Raw genomic sequence first — 17,599 nt, 5'->3', positions numbered from 1 at the left:
AACCAGGCGCCCCGAACAGCCAACCAACAGGATGATGACAAGTTTGTAATGCAAGGCTTAAGGCTGGCGGCCCGAGGCTTCGAGGATCAGGTCGGTGATTTCCTTGGCGTGGGACACCAGTGACAAGTGGCTCGATGGCAGCTCGATGGTGGTGGCGTTCATACGCTTGGCGAGGAAGCGCTCAAGGTCAGGGTTGATGGTCTGGTCATTCGCCGACACCGCATACCACGATGGCTTGGTGTGCCAGGCCGCATTGACAGTGCGGCCGCTGAACAGGGTCTTGGTGATGGGTTGCTGCACGGCGTACAGCTCCATGGCCTTGGCGTGTGGCACATCGGCGGCGAAGTACTTGAGGAAGGCGTCCTGGCTCAGGGTGAGGTAGCCGTCGTGGTCTTCGACGCCAGCGCGAACAGGCATGGTCGGGTACTTGGCTGAGAGCGCGACGAAGTCTTCGTTGGCGTCTGGAGCCCTGGCGGCCACGTAGACCAGGGCGCTGACTTTCGGGTTGACCCCGGCGTCGCTGACCACGGTGCCTGCATAGGAATGGCCGACCAGCACGGTCGGGCCGTCTTGTTGATCCAGCACACGGTGGGTGGCGGCAACATCGTCGGCCACCGAGGTCAGCGGGTTTTGCACGGCGGTGACGTGCAGCCCCGCGGCCTGGAGGCGGGTAATCACCTCGGACCAGCTCGAACCGTCAGCCCAGGAGCCGTGCACCAGCACCACATTCTTGGCTTTGACCGGTGCGATGGTGCCGGCCATGGCGCTGCCAGTGCCCAGCATCAGCAGGCTGGCGGCGATCAGGCAGAGTTTGCTAGCAGGTTTCATAGGTGGACCCTTTTCATCAGTAGGAAGTGGCGTCATCCGATGTGGGCGACTGACGACTTAACTGTATGAAGTGAGGGTGGTGGAAAGACTTACCGCTTGATTACAAAGCTGTAATGCAATCGCGTCGGTGGCGTTTACAACCGTCCAGGTGATCCGTAGATTGCAGTGGGCCCATTATTTGTCTCCGCCCATGAGGAAACTGCGCAGTGTCCATCCGAGGTTCAGCCGTATACAACCGCCGTTACCGTGCCTTTCTGTTCGATATGGACGGGACGTTGCTCAACTCCATTGCCGCCGCCGAGCGGGTGTGGAGCATCTGGGCTAAGAACCATGGTCTGGAAGTGGCGGCGTTCCTGGCCACCATTCACGGTGCCCGTGCGATCGATACCATCACCCGTCAGGCATTGCCGGGCGTCGATCCCGAGGTGGAGGCAGAGTGGATTACCCAGGCTGAAATCAATGATGTCGAAGGTGTCGTGGCGATTCCCGGCGCCGTCACGTTTTTGAACAGTCTGCCGGATGCTCAATGGGCGCTGGTTACCTCGGCGCCCAGGGAGCTGGCGCTACGTCGACTGCAAGCGGCAGGCATTGCGCCGCCGGCAATAATGGTCACCGCCGAAGATGTCGCGATTGGCAAACCGAACCCCGACTGTTACGTGCTGGGGGCGCGACGATTGGGCGTACCGGTGCAGGATTGCCTGGTGTTTGAAGATGCGACAGTAGGCATCCGGGCGGGAGAGGCTGCGGGGGCGGACGTGATGGTTGTGACGTCGACGCATCATGCGCCCATGCTCACCGAGCATTCTTCGATAGACGGGTACGAACAGCTAAGCGTGCTGCGTGACGCGGACGGTTTGCTGTACTTGCAGGACGGGGTCGCCTGACATGAAAAGGTCGAGTCCGTAATGGGGCTTGGCTTTGTTGGGCGTTGGCTGGATCCGTTCACATCCTCGTGGATGTATTCCTGAATACACACGGATGGTGGGAGGGCAGGCAAGCGATTCGGCCGTGAGTGAAACTAACAGTTCCAGGCGTCAGTTCCAGGCGTGAACACAGCTTCATCTTTCCATGAAGATGAACGCAGAGAGGACGTGATTCACGCAACAAAGACAGAGCCGTTCAAGGAGGTTTTCGCCAGCCGTTACAGTGAACGAAAGGGCTGGCTACTGGGAGGGCTTCAAGGCGTCTGGTTTTTGTCCGGAGCAGTCAGGCCAGCCTGAATGCGCTGGTAGATTTCCTCGCGATGCACGGCAACATCCTTGGGTGCGTTAATGCCGATTCGTACTTGCTGGCCGCTTACGCCCAGGATGGTGATCGTGATGTCATCACCGATGTTTATGCTTTCACCAACTTTGCGGGTGAGTATAAGCATGGACTTCTCCTTGATTACTTTTAAGGACACATGTTTCAGACAGGGCAGGTGTCGGATGTGTGTAGCTTACTGCTAAGCGCTTCCCTGTGACTGCCTCTTTTAGGACGCATAGAGGCGACATTAATTCCCATGGCGGCATCATACAGGTCTGCGATACATGATTCGCATTGTTTAAGCCAACGTTTATGACGGCCAGAATAGACAGTGAATGATAAAGTCGCCTCTTTATCTTTGAAGGAGCAGGGCAGTGCGTAAAGTAGCGATGGCAATTGCGGTGTTGGCATTGGCCGGTTGCGGTGAAGGCAAAAGCGTCGATGCGCCCAAGGCCAAGCCTGCCGTGACTGAAAGCCAGCCTCAAACCGGCGCAATTGCCGCTCAGGAATGGGATATTCGGGTAGGCCCGCCCGACCACAAGCTGCAGGCAATCACCGACCTCACGGCCTGGTTGCTGGAACATGGTTTCAATTTTTATATCGTGAAGATGGACGGCAAGGATGAAGTCCTGCTGGGGCCGTTCGCATCCAAGGCGGAGGCTGAGGCCAAGCAGACGCTACTTAACGAGAAGATGGCCCGTGCCAAGAAAACTGACACGGTGTCAGAGATCATTGAGCACAAGGCCGCCCAGTAATAGCCTGGCGGGGCGCAAGCCCCGCACACATTCAACCGCAGGCTTTAAGGTTCACCGGGCCGACAAACTCATTGCCGCGCCCCATCACACACGCCACGGTCTGGTTGCGCTGGCGTTCCCAGGCTTGCACTGGGTAGGTCTTGTTCCAGGCTTCGTACAACTGGCGATCCTGTTTTGACAGGCGCAAGCCGTACTGCTTGCTCATGTAGAAATACGTGCGGGCGATCATTCCCCGGATGGATGGGCGTGGCATCACCTTCTTGGCTTTGAAGTCCACCTGGGTCAGGCATGAGCCGTATTGCCCGCTTTGCACTGGCAGCCAACCAAAACTGAAGTTGTTACGGTCTCCATTGACCTCGCCGATGCTCGGCACCAGGTTGTGCAGGTCGGCCTCGGCGCGCTTGAACACATTATCGTGGCGCGTGCAGTTCTTGCGCCCGCCATCTTGCCAGCACTGGCGCTGATGCCCGATTTGCCAAGCCGGAACGATATGCTCCCACTCAATGCGCGCAGCGCGGTTGGCGTTTTTGCGTGGGATGTAGCCGCAGGCTTTCAAATCCACCCGGTTGCCAGTGTACTTGCAGCCGCAATAGAACTCGGTAGATTGGGGAGCGTAGAGTTTCCAGGCGACCTTCTTGGCTTCGCTGAAGGTGCGGGGCGCCTGGGCGTGGGCGGTGATGGCAAAAAACAGACAGAACACAGCGATAAAACGGACACTCATTGAATCAATCTTCCTTCGGCACAACCCAGAAAATCTGCACACCGCCGTCGTCGCGATAAGCGAGGGTGACGTTGTCGTTTTCCGCGATTTCCTCCAGCAAACGCGCCCACTCATCTTCAGGTTCGTCAGGCAAACGGAAGATCAAGGCCGCCTTGGCTTTCTGCGCGTTGGTCGAATTGATGATCTTTTGCACACGAATGGCCAGGCGTTCGTAGGCACCAGGTGGGGTTGGCACTGCGGGAGAGGACTTTGCCACGGAGTATTCCTTAATAAGCTGTACGCACATACAGTATTTAACTGTAGGTGATTTCGCAACTACTTAAACTTCAAGAAGTCCGTCTGACAGCAATTCAGGCAATTTCGTGTAGGGCGGTAGAAGGGGTTTGTAGGAGCAAGCTTGCTCGCGAGAAGCTTGAGGGCGATGGGTTAATCCAGACAAACAGCGTCAGTGTTAACGACCTTCGCGAGCAAGCTCGCTCCTACAGAGGACAGCAGGAATCAGTATTCCCAGAACATCCGTTGCAACTCTTTGCTGTCCTGGGTCTTGGTCAGGGCGACCATCGCCAGGATGCGGGCTTTCTGTGGGTTGAGGTCGAGGGCCGCGACCCAATCGTATTTGTCGTCAGGCTGTTCGGCGTTACGCAGCACCATGCCGCCGGCATTCACATGGGAAGAACGAATGATCTGCACACCTTGCTTGCGCAGTTCTACCAGAGCAGGCACGACCTTGGAGGACACTGAGCCATTGCCGGTGCCAGCGTGGATGATCGCTTTGGCGCCAGCTTGAGCCAGAGCCTTGTAAGCGGTATCGCTCACGTTGCCATAGCCATAGGCAATCTCGACATCGGGCAGGCTCTTGATGTTTTTGATATCGAATTCAGAATCCATGGTGTGACGCTTGGCTGGCAAGCGGAACCAGTAGGATTTGCCTTCAACCACCATGCCCAGCGGGCCCCATGGGCTCTTGAATGCTTCGGTCTTGATATTGATCATCTTGCTGACGTCGCGACCCGACTGGATCTCGTCGTTCATGGTGACCAGCACGCCCTTGCCGCGTGCATCTTTGCTACCGGCCACGGCCACGGCGTTGTACAGGTTGAGCATGCCGTCTGCCGACATGGCGGTGCCTGGGCGCATGGAGCCGACCACTACGATTGGCTTGTCGGTTTTTTCCACCAGGTTCAGGAAGTAGGCGGTTTCTTCCAGGGTGTCGGTACCGTGGGTGATCACGATGCCGTCCACGTCCTTGCTGTCAGCCAGTTCGGCGACGCGACGCCCCAGTTGCAGCAGGTTTTCATTGTTGATGCTTTCGGACGCAATTTGCATAACTTGTTCGCCGCGTACATTGGCGATCTGGCTAAGCTCAGGAACACCGGCGATCAATTGCTCGATGCCGACCTTGGCCGCCTGGTAGGTGGCACTGTTGGCCGCGCTGGCGCCGGCGCCGGCAATGGTGCCGCCGGTGGCAAGGATCACCACATTGGACAGTTTGGTCTTGGATTCAACTTCCTTTGCCTGGGCGGCAACGGGGAACAACAGCAGGAGGGCTAAAGCGCCCGGAACAAAGTTTTTCAGTGCAGATTTCATTATTTTTCTCTCTGGTTTTTGATGAGTGCTGTAGCAGGTTCATCTAGAACACCCGGGCGGTTCTGAATGCCACGAGGTGATGGAGTAGAGCAGGATCTGTACCAGGCTGATTGTGTTTATGGTTATAAAATAAATATTTGATATATAACGGTTTTTGCTATTTTTCTGGTGACTGGGATGAAGTAGGCGTCCGGCTTTCCGAACATCGGGCGGTATTGCGTTCGGTTGTCCGAAAAGTGTTGACCGCTTGGCTTTTGAGTTTGCATGAATGATGTCGCGCAGCCTGTCGTTTTAGAGAACGACCGGAAGCGTGCAATGTTTAACTGCACCCAAGGTCAGGCGTAAGGGAGGGCGTGGATGAAAGGCAGTTTTCAACCGTTGACAAATCTCGACAAGGTTCTCATAGTTTGAACAACGCAAACGTTTGCGGGATGTTTCACGGATTACTCCTGGAGTATCGTGACAGCTCGTATCAGCCACCCGGGTGGGAAGGCTGCCGAAGCGATCTTCGGTGCAAGCGTTGCTCACAATAATCATAAGATCGGAGTGAACCCATGAAGCTGCCATTCGCTGGACGTCTTCTTGCTGTCGCTGTGCTTGCTGCCGCATCCGCTGCCTTGCCTCTCTCCTCTGCATTTGCCGATGACGCCGCCAAACCCAAGGTCGGCCTGGTCATGAAATCCCTCGCCAATGAATTCTTTGTCACCATGCAAGACGGTGCCAAGACCTATCAGAAAGAACACGCCGCCGATTTCGACATGATCACCAACGGGATCAAGAACGAAACCGACACCAGTGCGCAGATCGATATCGTCAACCAGATGATCCTCGCCAAGGTCAATGCCATCGTCATCGCGCCGGCTGACTCCAAGGCGCTGGTCACCGTGCTGAAGAAGGCTTCGGATGCCGGTATCAAGGTCGTCAACATCGACAACCGCCTGGACCCGGATGTGCTCAAAAGCAAAAACCTCGATATTCCGTTCGTAGGTCCGGACAACCGCAAAGGCTCCAAGTTGGTGGGCGACTACCTGGCCAAGCAGCTGGCCTCGGGTGACAAGGTCGGCATCATCGAAGGCGTGCCGACGACCACCAACGCCCAGCAGCGTACCGCAGGCTACAAGGATGCGATGGACGCTGCCGGCATGAAGATCGTCTCCACCCAATCCGGCAACTGGGAAATCGACCAGGGCCAGAAGGTCGCGTCCGCCATGCTGAGTGAGTACCCGGACCTCAAGGCCCTGCTGGCCGGTAACGACAACATGGCGTTGGGCGCTGTCTCCGCCGTACGTGCGGCAGGCAAGGCCGGCAAAGTACTGGTCGTGGGCTACGACAACATCGAAGCCATCAAGCCGATGTTGCAAGACGGCCGCGTACTCGCCACCGCTGACCAGGCCGCTGCCCAGCAAGCCGTGTTCGGTATCCAGAACGCGCTCAAGCTGGTCAAGGGTGAGAAAGTCGATGCCAAAGATGGCGTGATCGAAACCCCGGTCGAGCTCGTTCTCAAGAAGTAATCCTGGCAGTACCCAACAGCGCCCGCTCGTCCTGAGCGGGCGCCTGGAGATTTTCCTATGTCATCTTCCGCCCCGAACGCTGTCCTCTCGGTCAGCGGTATCGGCAAGACCTATGCCCAGCCGGTTCTGTCCGACATCACCCTGACGCTCAATCGCGGGGAAGTGCTGGCGTTGACCGGTGAGAACGGCGCAGGCAAAAGCACCTTGTCGAAGATCATCGGCGGGCTGGTCACGCCGACCACCGGGCACATGCAGTTCAATGGGCAGGACTATCGCCCCGGCAGTCGCACCCAGGCCGAAGAACTGGGCGTGCGCATGGTCATGCAGGAACTCAACCTGCTGCCGACACTGACCGTCGCCGAAAACCTGTTCCTGGATAACCTGCCCAGCCACTGTGGTTGGATCAGCCGCAAACAACTGCGCAAGGCTGCGATCGAGGCCATGGCCCAAGTCGGCCTGGATGCTATCGACCCGGACACACTGGTCGGCAGCCTGGGTATTGGCCATCAGCAGATGGTCGAGATCGCCCGTAACCTGATTGGCGACTGCCACGTACTGATCCTCGACGAACCCACGGCGATGCTCACGGCGCGTGAAGTCGAGATGCTATTTGAACAAATCACCCGCCTGCAGGCCCGGGGCGTGGCGATCATCTACATTTCACACCGGCTGGAAGAGCTGGCCCGTGTGGCTCAACGCATTGCGGTATTGCGCGACGGCAAGCTGGTCTGTGTCGAGCCGATGGCCAACTACAACAGCGAACAACTGGTCACTTTGATGGTAGGTCGCGAGCTGGGCGAGCACATCGACCTGGGCCCGCGCACCATTGGTGGCCCGGCCCTGACGGTGAAAGGCCTGACCCGCTCGGACAAAGTCCGCGACGTGTCCTTCGAAGTGCGTGCGGGCGAGATTTACGGCATCTCCGGCCTGATCGGTGCCGGTCGTACTGAACTGTTGCGCCTGATCTTCGGCGCCGACCTGGCCGACAGCGGTACCGTGGCGCTCGGCTCGCCAGCCCAAGTGGTGAGCATTCGCTCGCCGGTGGACGCGGTGGGTCATGGCATTGCCCTGATAACCGAGGACCGCAAAGGCGAAGGCCTGCTGCTGACTCAATCCATCAGCGCCAACATTGCCCTGGGCAACATGCCGGAAATTTCCGGCGGTGGCGTCGTCAACAGCCGCAATGAAACCGCGCTGGCCAAGCGTCAGATCGATGCCATGCGCATCCGCAGTTCCAGTCCGGCGCAGTTGGTCTCCGAGCTGTCCGGTGGTAACCAGCAGAAAGTGGTGATAGGCCGCTGGCTGGAGCGTGATTGCTCGGTAATGCTGTTCGATGAGCCGACCCGTGGCATCGACGTCGGTGCCAAGTTCGATATTTATGCCTTGCTGGGCGAGTTGACCCGCCAGGGCAAAGCGCTGGTGGTGGTGTCCAGCGACCTGCGTGAACTCATGCTGATTTGCGACCGCATCGGTGTGTTGTCCGCCGGGCGCTTGATCGAGACCTTCGAGCGCGACAGCTGGACCCAGGACGAATTGCTCGCCGCCGCTTTCGCCGGCTATCAGAAACGTGATGCGCTGCTCAACGACGCAGTACTTAGGGATACCCCATGAAAACCACAACTTCCCCCGGCAAGACTGGCGGCAATTTCTATGGCCTGGGTACTTACCTGGGGCTGGCGGGCGCCTTGCTGGCGATGATTGCGCTGTTCTCGGTACTTAGCGACCACTTCCTGTCCTATGACACCTTCAGCACCCTGGCCAACCAGATTCCAGACCTGATGGTGCTGGCGGTGGGCATGACCTTCATCCTCATCATCGGCGGCATCGACCTGTCGGTAGGTTCTGTACTGGCCCTGGCGGCGTCGGCTGTCAGCGTGGCGATTCTCGGCTGGGGCTGGAGCGTGTTGCCGGCTGCCGTGCTGGGCATGGGCTGTGCGGCGTTGGCGGGCACCATTACCGGCTCGATCACCGTGGCCTGGCGCATTCCGTCGTTCATCGTGTCCCTGGGCGTGCTGGAAATGGCCCGTGGCGTGGCGTACCAAATGACCGGCTCGCGTACCGCTTACATCGGTGATTCGTTTGCCTGGCTGTCCAACCCGATTGCCTTTGGCATCTCCCCGTCATTCATCATTGCCTTGCTGGTGATCATCGCTGCGCAGCTTGTACTGACGCGTACCGTGTTTGGTCGTTACCTGATCGGTATCGGCACCAACGAAGAGGCCGTGCGTCTGGCAGGGATCAATCCCAAGCCCTACAAGATCCTGGTGTTCAGCCTCATGGGCCTGCTGGCCGGTGTGGCCGCGCTGTTCCAGATCTCGCGCCTGGAAGCGGCAGACCCGAATGCCGGCTCCGGCCTTGAGCTGCAAGTGATTGCGGCGGTGGTGATCGGCGGTACCAGCCTGATGGGCGGGCGCGGCTCAGTGATCAGCACCTTTTTTGGTGTGTTGATTATTTCAGTATTGGCCGCCGGCCTGGCGCAGATCGGTGCCACGGAGCCCACGAAGCGCATCATTACCGGCGCCGTGATCGTGATTGCCGTGGTCCTCGATACCTACCGCAGTCAGCGCGCCAGTCGGCGAGGCTGAACTATGGCAACGATCAAGGATGTGGCAGCGCTTGCGGGTATTTCCTACACCACGGTGTCCCATGTGGTGAACAAGACGCGCCCGGTCAGCGAGCCGGTACGTATCAAGGTCGAAGCGGCGATCAAGCAGCTCGACTACGTGCCCAGTGCCGTAGCGCGTTCGCTCAAGGCCAAGACCACGGCCACCATCGGTTTGCTGGTGCCCAACAGCCTCAACCCGTATTTTGCGGAACTGGCCCGCGGCATCGAGGATTACTGCGAGCGTAACGGCTATTGCGTGATCCTGTGCAACTCCGACGACAACGCTGAAAAGCAGCGCAACTATTTGCGTGTGTTACTGGAAAAACGCATCGACGGCTTGATCGTGACCTCGGTGGGCGGCGACGACAGCGGTCTTGCCGCCGGCTTGAGCGCGGTGCGTACGCCCATGGTGATCGTCGACCGGGCGCTGGATGGCATTGACGTGGACCTGGTGCGTATCGACCATGAGGAGGGCGCCTACCTGGCGACCCGACACTTGCTCGAACTGGGCCACCGAGACATCGCCTGCATCGGCGGTCCGGCCCATACCCGGGTCGCGCAGATGCGTCTGGCGGGGTATCACCGCGCGCTGCGAGAGGCGGGAGTCGACGTGGCAGCCAATCGCACCCAGGAGAGCGACTTCACCAGCACGGGCGGTTATGCCGCCGCCGTGCAGTTGTTGGCGCACAATCCGCCCAGCGCGATTTTTGCCAGCAACGACATGATCGGTTTCGGCGTGTTGCGCGCAGCAGCCGAGCGCAATATCCGCGTGCCGGGCGAGCTGTCAGTGATCGGTTTTGATGATATCCAAATGGGCCGTTACGTCTACCCAGCGTTGACGACGGTCGGGCAGTCGATCGTGCAACTGGGCGAGACGGCGGCCGAGCTGTTACTGCGAAGAATTGCGACACCCCACATGCCGATCGATCAACGCATCGTGACGCCGAGCATCGTATTGCGTGAGTCGACGGCGCCCGTCGCCGGAACATTCGCGCAATACCGCTGAACCGAATTGATGAGTACTGATGTATGCCAGCAAAAGTAGTGGTAGTAGGCAGCTTGAACATGGACCTGGTGACCCGCGCCAGCCGGCTGCCGCGTGCCGGTGAAACACTCATCGGGCAGACATTTTCCACCGTGCCTGGCGGAAAGGGCGCGAACCAGGCCGTCGCTTCGGCGAGACTGGGCGCCGATGTGTCGATGATCGGCTGCGTCGGCACCGATGCCTATGGCACTCAATTGCGTGACGCATTGCTGGTTGAGGGGATTGATTGCCAGGCCGTCAGTACCGTGGATGGCTCCAGTGGCGTGGCCTTGATCGTGGTGGATGACAGCAGCCAGAACGCGATTGTGATCGTGGCGGGCAGCAACGGTGAACTGACGCCGGCCTCGTTGCAGGCGTTCGACGCGGTGCTGCAGGCGGCTGACGTGATCGTCTGCCAACTGGAAGTGCCGATGAATACAGTGGGCTACACCCTCAAGCGCGGCCGCGAGCTGGGCAAGACGGTGATCCTCAACCCAGCCCCGGCCAGCGGTCCATTGCCGGCTGAGTGGTACGCGTCGATCGATTACCTCATTCCCAATGAAAGCGAAGCCGCTGCACTGAGCGGCGTGACGGTCGACTCAATTGACAGCGCCAAGGTGGCGGCGACCCAACTGATCCAGGCCGGAGCCGGTAAAGTGATCATCACCCTGGGGTCTCAGGGCACGCTGTTTACCGACGGCCAACGCTTTGAGCATCTGCAAGCGCCAAAGGTCAAGGCGGTCGACACCACGGCCGCGGGCGACACCTTCGTCGGCGGCTTTGCGGCGGCACTGGCCAACGGCAAGAGCGAGGCAGAGGCCATCCGTTTTGGCCAGGTCGCGGCGGCGTTGTCGGTCACCCGTGCCGGCGCGCAACCCTCTATTCCAACGCTGCACGACGTACAAGGTTTTGTGCACTCATGAAAAAGACACCTCTGCTCAATATTGCCCTGTCGCGTGTGATCGCCTCACTTGGGCACGGCGACATCCTGGTGATCGGTGATGCCGGCCTGCCGGTGCCCCCTGGCGTCGAGCTGATTGACCTGGCGTTGACCCAAGGCATCCCGGACTTCATCAGCACCTTGCGTATCGTGCTCAGTGAAATGCAGGTGGAGTGCCATGTGTTGGCCGAAGAAATCCTGCTCAAGCAACCGCCGGCGCTGGCTGAACTCAACACGCTCACAGAACAGGCTGCCCTCGGTGAGCGACGCCTGGTCAGCCATGAAGAATTTAAGCAGCTCAGCCGCAAGGCGCGCGCCGTGGTGCGCACTGGCGAATGTCAGCCTTACTGCAATATCGCGCTGGTATCCGGCGTAACGTTCTAGCGTTCCCAACGACAAGGAGTGTTTTATGCAACGTGGTCTCCCAACCCTGAAAAACCTGTTCCGGAGTGTTCTGCTTTTGTCCGCACTCACTGCTGCAAGCGCCCAGGCGGCGGAAAAGATCGATCTGATCATCGATACCGACCCCGGTGCTGATGATGTAGTGGCCTTGCTGTTCGCCATGGCCTCCCCGGATGAGCTGAATATCCGTGCGCTGACCACCGTCGCCGGCAACGTGCGCCTGGACAAGACCTCCCGCAACGCGCGCCTGGCCCGCGAGTGGGCAGGGCGCGAGGAAATCCCGGTGTACGCCGGTGCGCCAGCGCCGCTGCTGCGCAAGCCGATCTACGCCGAGAACATCCATGGCAAGGAGGGTATTTCCGGCGTCACCGTGCATGAGCCCAAGAAGGGCCTGGCGGACGGCAATGCCGTTGACTACCTGATCAAGACCCTGAGCACCGCCAAGCCGCACAGCATCACCATCGCCATGCTCGGCCCGCAGACCAACCTGGCGCTGGCACTGACCCAGGCGCCGGAAATCACCCAAGGCATCAAGGAAGTGGTGGTGATGGGTGGCGCGCACTTCAATGGCGGCAATATCACTCCGGTGGCGGAATTCAACCTTTTCGCCGACCCGGTGGCAGCCGAGATTGTGCTCAAGAGCGGCGTCAAGCTGACCTACCTGCCGTTGGACGTGACCCACAAGGTGCTGACCAGCGAAGCACGCCTGAAAAAGATCGCCGACATCAAGAACAACGCGAGCAAGGTGGTGGGCGATATTCTTAACGAATACGTCAAGGGCGACATGGAGCACTACGGTATTCCAGGTGGTCCGGTGCATGACGCTACCGTCATTGCTTACCTGCTCAAGCCTTCGCTGTTCAGTGGTCGTCAGGCCAATATGGTGGTGGATAGCCGTGAGGGGCCGACCTTTGGCCAGACCATCGTCGATTGGTACGACGGCCTGAAGCAGGAAAAGAATGTGTTCTGGGTTGAGAACGGCGACGCCCAGGGCTTTTTCGATCTGCTGACCGAGCGCCTGGCGCGTCTGAAGTAATGGTTCTACCGGTCGGCGTTCGCCGGCCGGTTCTTATTCGCGCTCGGGGTCGTGTGCCCCCATGTGATCGGCCGGATATTTCTCGAATATCTGGCCGATGAACGCTTGTGCCGCCTGCGTGCCCAGTTCCTTGACCAGCAGGTCGATACCGATGATTGCCAATTCCTCTGGGCTGCCGGGGCTGTATGAGCTTTGCCCTTGGGGCCACTTGGCTTTGATGTCGGCTTGGAGCGTTACGGTGGTCATGACTGTCTCGCGGGGCTGAAAGTACTGGGTAGTGCGCTGGAACGCGGTGCTTACCGGGCCAGTTAACCATTTTGTATCGCGTTTGGCACTGATACTTAGGCATGAGGCGATTCGGAATGACGGCAGCGCTGTGCGACACTGTCCGCCTGTTTAATTGCCGGGGACACCACGTGCAGATCGATTTGAGCAACCCCGAGAACCTGACATTGGCGAATGTGCGCCAACTGCTCGCCAGTGCCAACGACGACGAACATACCCAGTTACGGGTGACCAAAGCTGGAATCGCCTACATCTCCTCTGGGAAGGTTGTAGGCGGTGTAGACATCGACGGGCTGCTGTTTCGCCTGGAGACCTGGGCCAAGGGTTCCGGGTACGTAGGCAATGTGGCCGCCAGCGACGAAGTCTGGGTGACGCAGATTTTCAATGCGCTGAAGGAAAACTGGCCGAAGCCGGCGTTCGACTACATCGACATCTACTGAATACATTCATATCTGGTCACGATTGACCGGGCGAATGCCTGTCGAGAGTCAGGCAGACTTGCCCAGCGGCGGTTTACGTCTTGAAACCAATCCGCACAATCGCTGTCGCACGATCTCTGTCCATTTTTTATCATAGGAGGCTTCATGCCTTGGAAGCTCGCATCATTCGGTACTTTGTTGGCAGCACTCGCGTTGGCGGGTTGCAGCACCCCGGGTGCCTCTGAGCCAGCCAAAGACGCCGCCGTGGCCGATGCCGGTCATAGCCGCTGTGAGTCGAAGGCCGCCGAATTCACCATCGGCCAGAAAGCTTCGCCCCAGTTGCTGGAGCAGGCGCGTACCCGTGCCGGTGCGCAGAATGCGCGCATCCTCAAGCCGAACGACATGATCACCCTGGAGTACCGCTCCGATCGCTTGAACCTGAACACCGACGACAATCTGGTGATCACACGGGTCAATTGCGGATAAGTCGCTCCAGGCTTTTGCAGCGCCCATAAAAAACCCCGTCACATGGACGGGGTTTTTTTAGCTCAGCGGAGAATTACTCGCCGCGAACCTGTGCAGCTTGCATACCCTTTTGGCCTTTCTCAGCCACGAAGGAAACGGTTTGGCCTTCTTTCAGGCTTTTGAAACCGTCGCTTTCGATAGCTTTGAAGTGTACGAACAGGTCGTCACCGCCACCTTGAGGAGTGATGAAGCCGAAGCCTTTTTCATCGTTGAACCATTTAACGGTGCCGGTTTGGCGATTAGACATGGTGTATCTCCAAGAAACATATATTTTCAGTAGTGCTGTGCTGCTCAGGCCAACTGGGCACACCGGGCTATCATAGTCGAAATGTTCGGCTTGGGAGCCCCCCCAAGGCATTGTTTGCTAATCAATAGCGTTGCGTTTAGTGCCTTGATCGGCTGAAAGCCCCGATTTACGGGGCTTAAGCTCGAAATATCAGCTGGTAAAAAAAGCCGTAAAACCTGTGTAATTTGTGAGAAATGGCAGTTTTCGGGCCATTTTTCCGGCAAAACAGCTGTGTGATCAGTCGCAAATCTTACTTTTTCTTCACGACTTTGCAGGACGAGATAGCCGCGACAGCTTTGTTTTTAAGCTCCGGACTAGCGTTCTGATTGGTCATCAGTTCTTTGATTTCGGCAGTGCTCAGTTCGGCGTTGATCTTGTCAGCGCCACATTCGCAATGGGCTTTGGCGGTTTTGACGTCTACGTTCTGGCTGGCGGCGGCGCTGCAGTCGCTGACGAAGCTGTCGCGTGCACCGGCTGGCCAGTTCGACGGGGCTGCCGCCTGTGCGCCGAAGGAAAGGAGGGTCAGGGAGGCGGCGAGAGCGAGGGTAGAGGTAAAACGCATCATGAGGATGCTCCTTTGGGTCGAGGACGAACGGCGATTCTCGGAGGGTTTGAGGGCTCGCGTACAGCCCAAGTTCACTTTTGCAGCTATAAAGGGCGGAATTTGTATTTACGCAAGATAGCAGCGCCGCGATGACCGTTCATCTGTGCTAGCATCTTGCGCTTGGCTATTTCCAGGCGTGCCAATTGCCGCCTTGCCAGGTTCTTTTTTAGCTCACTCCAGTCACTCTGGTTCGATTATCGGTTGGCCGAAAGGCTCCTGCCGCTGTAAGGCAGGCGTTCATCATTGAACGGCCTGGTGTTGGATCTTGTACTGGCTCATCCCAACCCACGTGACCTTTGGTAGGGGTCACCACTAGGAGAGGAGGCGCCATGCCAACTATTACTCTTCCCGACGGCAGTCAACGTTCATTCGATCATTCGGTTTCCGTAGCCGAGGTCGCCGCATCCATTGGTGCTGGCCTGGCCAAGGCCACCGTGGCCGGCAAGGTCGACGGCAAGCTCGTCGATGCCAGCGACTTGATCACCGGCGATGCCAGCCTGCAAATCATCACGCCCAAGGATCAAGAGGGGCTGGAGATCATTCGCCACTCTTGCGCGCATTTGATTGGCCACGCGGTCAAGCAACTGTATCCAACCGCGAAAATGGTGATCGGCCCGGTCATTGAAGAAGGCTTCTATTACGACATCGCCTATGAGCGGCCTTTTACTCCGGACGACCTGGCTGCGATCGAACAGCGCATGCACCAGCTGATCGAAAAAGATTACGACGTGATCAAGAAGGTCACGCCGCGCGCCGAAGTGATCGACGTGTTCACCGCCCGTGGCGAGGACTACAAGCTGCGCCTGGTGGAAGACATGCCGGAAGAGCAGGCCATGGGCCTGTACTACCACGAAGAATACGTCGACATGTGCCGTGGCCCACACGTGCCGAACACACGTTTCCTCAAGTCGTTCAAGCTGACCAAGCTGTCCGGCGCCTACTGGCGTGGCGACGCGAAGAACGAGCAACTGCAGCGGATCTACGGCACCGCCTGGGCTGACAAGAAGCAGCTGGCGGCCTACATCCAGCGCATCGAAGAAGCTGAGAAACGCGACCACCGCAAGATCGGCAAGCGCCTGAACCTGTTCCACCTCCAGGAAGAAGCGCCGGGCATGGTGTTCTGGCACCCGAACGGCTGGACCCTGTACCAGGTGCTTGAGCAGTACATGCGCAAAGTACAGCGCGACAATGGCTACCTGGAGATCAAGACGCCCCAGGTTGTTGACCGTAGCCTCTGGGAAAAATCCGGGCATTGGGCCAACTACGCCGACAACATGTTCACGACTCAGTCGGAAAACCGCGACTACGCGATCAAGCCAATGAACTGCCCATGCCACGTGCAGGTGTTCAACCAAGGCCTGAAAAGCTACCGCGAGTTGCCGATGCGCCTGGCCGAGTTCGGTGCCTGCCACCGTAACGAGCCCTCGGGTGCGCTGCACGGCATCATGCGCGTGCGTGGTTTCACCCAGGATGACGCCCACATCTTCTGCACCGAAGAGCAGATGCAGGCCGAATCCGCCGCGTTTATCAAGCTGACCATGGACGTTTATCGCGATTTCGGCTTTACCGAAGTCGAGATGAAGCTGTCCACTCGTCCGGAAAAACGCGTCGGTTCCGACGAGCTATGGGATCGCGCCGAAGCGGCACTGGCCGCTGCGCTCGACAGCGCGGGCCTTGCGTATGATCTGCAGCCTGGCGAAGGCGCCTTCTACGGTCCGAAGATCGAGTTCTCGCTGAAAGATTGCCTTGGCCGCGTCTGGCAGTGTGGTACCCTGCAGCTCGATTTTAACCTGCCGATCCGTCTGGGCGCCGAATACGTGTCCGAAGACAACAGCCGTAAACACCCGGTTATGCTGCACCGGGCGATCCTCGGTTCGTTCGAACGGTTCGTCGGGATCCTGATCGAGCACTACGAGGGTGCATTCCCTGCGTGGCTGGCTCCGACCCAGGCAGTGATCATGAATATCACTGATAAACAGGCAGATTTTGCCGCCGAAGTTGAAAAAACTCTCAACGAAAGCGGGTTTCGTGCCAAGTCCGACTTGAGAAATGAAAAGATCGGCTTTAAAATCCGCGAGCATACTTTGCTCAAGGTTCCCTATCTTTTGGTTATCGGAGATCGGGAAGTCGAGATGCAGACTGTCGCTGTGCGTACTCGTGAAGGTGCTGACCTGGGCTCGATGCCCGTCGCCCAGTTCGCTGAGTTCCTCGCGCAAGCGGTTTCCCGGCGTGGTCGCCCAGATTCGGAGTAATTATTATTAAGCGTGAAATGAGACAAGATAAACGAGCTGCACCGAAAGCCCCGATCAACGAGAATATCTCGGCACGCGAGGTTCGGTTAATTGGCGCTGACGGCGAGCAGATTGGCATCGTCTCGATTGATGAAGCGCTTCGTATCGCTGAAGAGTCCAAATTGGACCTGGTGGAAATCTCCGCCGACGCAGTCCCGCCTGTTTGCCGGGTGATGGACTACGGCAAGTCGATCTTCGAAAAGAAGAAGCAGATTGCAGCGGCGAAGAAGAACCAGAAGCAGATTCAAGTAAAAGAAATCAAGTTTCGTCCAGGGACGGAGGAAGGGGATTACCAGGTAAAACTGCGCAACCTGGTACGTTTCCTGAGTGATGGGGACAGGGCCAAGGTATCCTTGCGATTCCGCGGCCGTGAGATGGCCCACCAGGAGCTGGGCATGGAACTCCTCAAGCGGGTTGAAGCTGACCTGTTGGAGTACGGTTCCGTTGAACAGCATCCTAAGATGGAAGGACGCCAGCTGATCATGGTCATCGCCCCGAAAAAGAAGAAGTAATCAACAGGGCACGGCAGGCCTTC

Annotated in this window: 21 protein-coding genes; 13 read left to right on the top strand and 8 right to left on the bottom strand. The window is 58.2% G+C overall.

Going from position 1 to position 17,599, the window contains the following annotated elements; all coding sequences use genetic code 11:
• Positions 1-57: 57 nt before the first annotated feature.
• Complete coding sequence (locus RB216_RS19290; protein WP_028617100.1) at positions 58-828, bottom strand: alpha/beta fold hydrolase; 771 nt, start codon at positions 826-828, stop codon at positions 58-60.
• Positions 829-1,034: 206 nt separating this feature from the next.
• Here RB216_RS19290 and RB216_RS19285 point away from each other — a divergent pair, with 206 nt between their 5' ends.
• Positions 1,035-1,712 (top strand): HAD-IA family hydrolase, encoded by a 678-nt coding sequence (locus RB216_RS19285; RefSeq protein WP_028617099.1) that lies wholly within the window; start codon positions 1,035-1,037, stop codon positions 1,710-1,712.
• 293 nt (positions 1,713-2,005) lie between these two features.
• Here RB216_RS19285 and csrA read toward each other — a convergent pair whose 3' ends face one another.
• Positions 2,006-2,200, bottom strand: a complete 195-nt coding sequence (gene csrA / locus RB216_RS19280; RefSeq protein WP_003192511.1) for a carbon storage regulator CsrA — start codon at positions 2,198-2,200, stop codon at positions 2,006-2,008.
• A 262-nt stretch (positions 2,201-2,462) separates the two neighbouring features.
• Between csrA and RB216_RS19275 the strand changes: the two genes are divergently transcribed.
• Entirely contained in the window at positions 2,463-2,828 is a 366-nt protein-coding gene (locus tag RB216_RS19275) for an SPOR domain-containing protein (RefSeq protein ID WP_032864195.1), read from the top strand.
• A gap of 31 nt (positions 2,829-2,859) precedes the next feature.
• On the opposite strand, the gene RB216_RS19270 is transcribed toward RB216_RS19275, so the two are convergent.
• The 3 genes from RB216_RS19270 to RB216_RS19260 all read right to left on the bottom strand — a co-directional run bounded on the left by RB216_RS19270 (position 2,860) and on the right by RB216_RS19260 (position 5,136).
• The gene (locus RB216_RS19270) at positions 2,860-3,549 is read right to left on the bottom strand and encodes an endonuclease (protein WP_308907754.1); all 690 of its coding nucleotides are present in this window, start codon (positions 3,547-3,549) and stop codon (positions 2,860-2,862) included.
• Positions 3,550-3,553: 4 nt separating this feature from the next.
• On the bottom strand, positions 3,554-3,805 hold the full coding sequence (locus RB216_RS19265; protein ID WP_028617096.1) for a DUF1654 domain-containing protein: 252 nt from the start codon (positions 3,803-3,805) through the stop codon (positions 3,554-3,556).
• A 242-nt stretch (positions 3,806-4,047) separates the two neighbouring features.
• Positions 4,048-5,136, bottom strand: coding sequence for an asparaginase (locus RB216_RS19260; RefSeq protein WP_010209102.1), 1,089 nt, complete (start codon positions 5,134-5,136; stop codon positions 4,048-4,050).
• Between the two features lie 554 nt (positions 5,137-5,690).
• Between RB216_RS19260 and RB216_RS19255 the strand changes: the two genes are divergently transcribed.
• Genes RB216_RS19255 through RB216_RS19225 form a run of 7 tightly spaced genes read left to right on the top strand, consistent with a single transcriptional unit; the run spans position 5,691 to position 12,654 of the window.
• On the top strand, positions 5,691-6,647 hold the full coding sequence (locus tag RB216_RS19255; RefSeq protein ID WP_016978157.1) for a sugar ABC transporter substrate-binding protein: 957 nt from the start codon (positions 5,691-5,693) through the stop codon (positions 6,645-6,647).
• Between the two features lie 57 nt (positions 6,648-6,704).
• Positions 6,705-8,258: a sugar ABC transporter ATP-binding protein gene (locus RB216_RS19250; RefSeq protein WP_016978156.1), complete on the top strand. Its 1,554-nt coding sequence runs from the start codon at positions 6,705-6,707 to the stop codon at positions 8,256-8,258.
• A complete protein-coding gene (locus tag RB216_RS19245; protein WP_010209107.1) occupies positions 8,255-9,232 on the top strand; it encodes an ABC transporter permease in 978 nt (325 codons plus the stop codon). The genes RB216_RS19250 and RB216_RS19245 overlap by 4 nt, the downstream gene beginning before the upstream one ends.
• Positions 9,233-9,235: 3 nt before the next feature.
• Positions 9,236-10,258, top strand: coding sequence for a LacI family DNA-binding transcriptional regulator (locus RB216_RS19240; RefSeq protein ID WP_016978154.1), 1,023 nt, complete (start codon positions 9,236-9,238; stop codon positions 10,256-10,258).
• 23 nt (positions 10,259-10,281) lie between these two features.
• A complete protein-coding gene (gene rbsK / locus RB216_RS19235; protein WP_068934149.1) occupies positions 10,282-11,199 on the top strand; it encodes a ribokinase in 918 nt (305 codons plus the stop codon).
• Positions 11,196-11,600 carry a D-ribose pyranase gene (gene rbsD, locus RB216_RS19230; protein WP_068934151.1) on the top strand — a complete coding sequence of 135 codons (405 nt, stop codon included), beginning with the start codon at positions 11,196-11,198 and terminating at the stop codon, positions 11,598-11,600. The genes rbsK and rbsD overlap by 4 nt, the downstream gene beginning before the upstream one ends.
• A 25-nt stretch (positions 11,601-11,625) precedes the next feature.
• Positions 11,626-12,654, top strand: a complete 1,029-nt coding sequence (locus RB216_RS19225) for a nucleoside hydrolase (RefSeq protein WP_068934153.1) — start codon at positions 11,626-11,628, stop codon at positions 12,652-12,654.
• A gap of 33 nt (positions 12,655-12,687) precedes the next feature.
• Here the strand turns inward: RB216_RS19225 and RB216_RS19220 are convergent, their stop codons facing one another.
• Positions 12,688-12,900, bottom strand: coding sequence for a hypothetical protein (locus tag RB216_RS19220; protein WP_010209115.1), 213 nt, complete (start codon positions 12,898-12,900; stop codon positions 12,688-12,690).
• Between the two features lie 170 nt (positions 12,901-13,070).
• On the opposite strand from RB216_RS19220, the gene RB216_RS19215 reads away from it, so the two are divergent.
• Both RB216_RS19215 and RB216_RS19210 read left to right on the top strand, forming a co-directional pair.
• Entirely contained in the window at positions 13,071-13,379 is a 309-nt protein-coding gene (locus RB216_RS19215) for a hypothetical protein (RefSeq protein ID WP_028617091.1), read from the top strand.
• 144 nt (positions 13,380-13,523) lie between these two features.
• The gene (locus RB216_RS19210; RefSeq protein ID WP_025857833.1) at positions 13,524-13,844 is read left to right on the top strand and encodes an I78 family peptidase inhibitor; all 321 of its coding nucleotides are present in this window, start codon (positions 13,524-13,526) and stop codon (positions 13,842-13,844) included.
• Positions 13,845-13,917: 73 nt separating this feature from the next.
• On the opposite strand, the gene RB216_RS19205 is transcribed toward RB216_RS19210, so the two are convergent.
• Together RB216_RS19205 and RB216_RS19200 are read right to left on the bottom strand one after the other, a co-directional pair.
• Positions 13,918-14,130, bottom strand: coding sequence for a cold-shock protein (locus RB216_RS19205; protein WP_003234260.1), 213 nt, complete (start codon positions 14,128-14,130; stop codon positions 13,918-13,920).
• 289 nt (positions 14,131-14,419) lie between these two features.
• Positions 14,420-14,734 carry a hypothetical protein gene (locus tag RB216_RS19200; RefSeq protein WP_308907753.1) on the bottom strand — a complete coding sequence of 105 codons (315 nt, stop codon included), beginning with the start codon at positions 14,732-14,734 and terminating at the stop codon, positions 14,420-14,422.
• Between the two features lie 368 nt (positions 14,735-15,102).
• Between RB216_RS19200 and thrS the strand changes: the two genes are divergently transcribed.
• A complete protein-coding gene (gene thrS / locus RB216_RS19195) occupies positions 15,103-17,025 on the top strand; it encodes a threonine--tRNA ligase (protein WP_028617090.1) in 1,923 nt (640 codons plus the stop codon).
• A complete protein-coding gene (infC, locus tag RB216_RS19190) occupies positions 17,025-17,576 on the top strand; it encodes a translation initiation factor IF-3 (protein ID WP_169850653.1) in 552 nt (183 codons plus the stop codon). Before thrS ends, infC begins: the two co-directional genes overlap by 1 nt.
• Positions 17,577-17,599: the final 23 nt, after the last annotated feature.

The sequence above is a fragment of the Pseudomonas canadensis genome (genome assembly GCF_030980095.1).
Taxonomy (GTDB): Bacteria; Pseudomonadota; Gammaproteobacteria; order Pseudomonadales; family Pseudomonadaceae; genus Aquipseudomonas; species Aquipseudomonas canadensis.
This window is presented reverse-complemented; position numbering and strand designations above follow the sequence as displayed.

Coding starts and splice junctions, on each gene's coding strand:
- RB216_RS19290 (WP_028617100.1), bottom strand. CDS start 828: ATGAAACCTGCTAGCAAACTCTGCCTGATCGCCGCCAGCCTGCTGATG.
- csrA (WP_003192511.1), bottom strand. CDS start 2,200: ATGCTTATACTCACCCGCAAAGTTGGTGAAAGCATAAACATCGGTGAT.
- RB216_RS19275 (WP_032864195.1), top strand. CDS start 2,463: ATGGCAATTGCGGTGTTGGCATTGGCCGGTTGCGGTGAAGGCAAAAGC.
- RB216_RS19270 (WP_308907754.1), bottom strand. CDS start 3,549: ATGAGTGTCCGTTTTATCGCTGTGTTCTGTCTGTTTTTTGCCATCACC.
- RB216_RS19260 (WP_010209102.1), bottom strand. CDS start 5,136: ATGAAATCTGCACTGAAAAACTTTGTTCCGGGCGCTTTAGCCCTCCTG.
- RB216_RS19255 (WP_016978157.1), top strand. CDS start 5,691: ATGAAGCTGCCATTCGCTGGACGTCTTCTTGCTGTCGCTGTGCTTGCT.
- RB216_RS19250 (WP_016978156.1), top strand. CDS start 6,705: ATGTCATCTTCCGCCCCGAACGCTGTCCTCTCGGTCAGCGGTATCGGC.
- RB216_RS19245 (WP_010209107.1), top strand. CDS start 8,255: ATGAAAACCACAACTTCCCCCGGCAAGACTGGCGGCAATTTCTATGGC.
- RB216_RS19240 (WP_016978154.1), top strand. CDS start 9,236: ATGGCAACGATCAAGGATGTGGCAGCGCTTGCGGGTATTTCCTACACC.
- rbsK (WP_068934149.1), top strand. CDS start 10,282: ATGCCAGCAAAAGTAGTGGTAGTAGGCAGCTTGAACATGGACCTGGTG.
- rbsD (WP_068934151.1), top strand. CDS start 11,196: ATGAAAAAGACACCTCTGCTCAATATTGCCCTGTCGCGTGTGATCGCC.
- RB216_RS19225 (WP_068934153.1), top strand. CDS start 11,626: ATGCAACGTGGTCTCCCAACCCTGAAAAACCTGTTCCGGAGTGTTCTG.
- RB216_RS19220 (WP_010209115.1), bottom strand. CDS start 12,900: ATGACCACCGTAACGCTCCAAGCCGACATCAAAGCCAAGTGGCCCCAA.
- RB216_RS19210 (WP_025857833.1), top strand. CDS start 13,524: ATGCCTTGGAAGCTCGCATCATTCGGTACTTTGTTGGCAGCACTCGCG.
- RB216_RS19205 (WP_003234260.1), bottom strand. CDS start 14,130: ATGTCTAATCGCCAAACCGGCACCGTTAAATGGTTCAACGATGAAAAA.
- RB216_RS19200 (WP_308907753.1), bottom strand. CDS start 14,734: ATGATGCGTTTTACCTCTACCCTCGCTCTCGCCGCCTCCCTGACCCTC.
- thrS (WP_028617090.1), top strand. CDS start 15,103: ATGCCAACTATTACTCTTCCCGACGGCAGTCAACGTTCATTCGATCAT.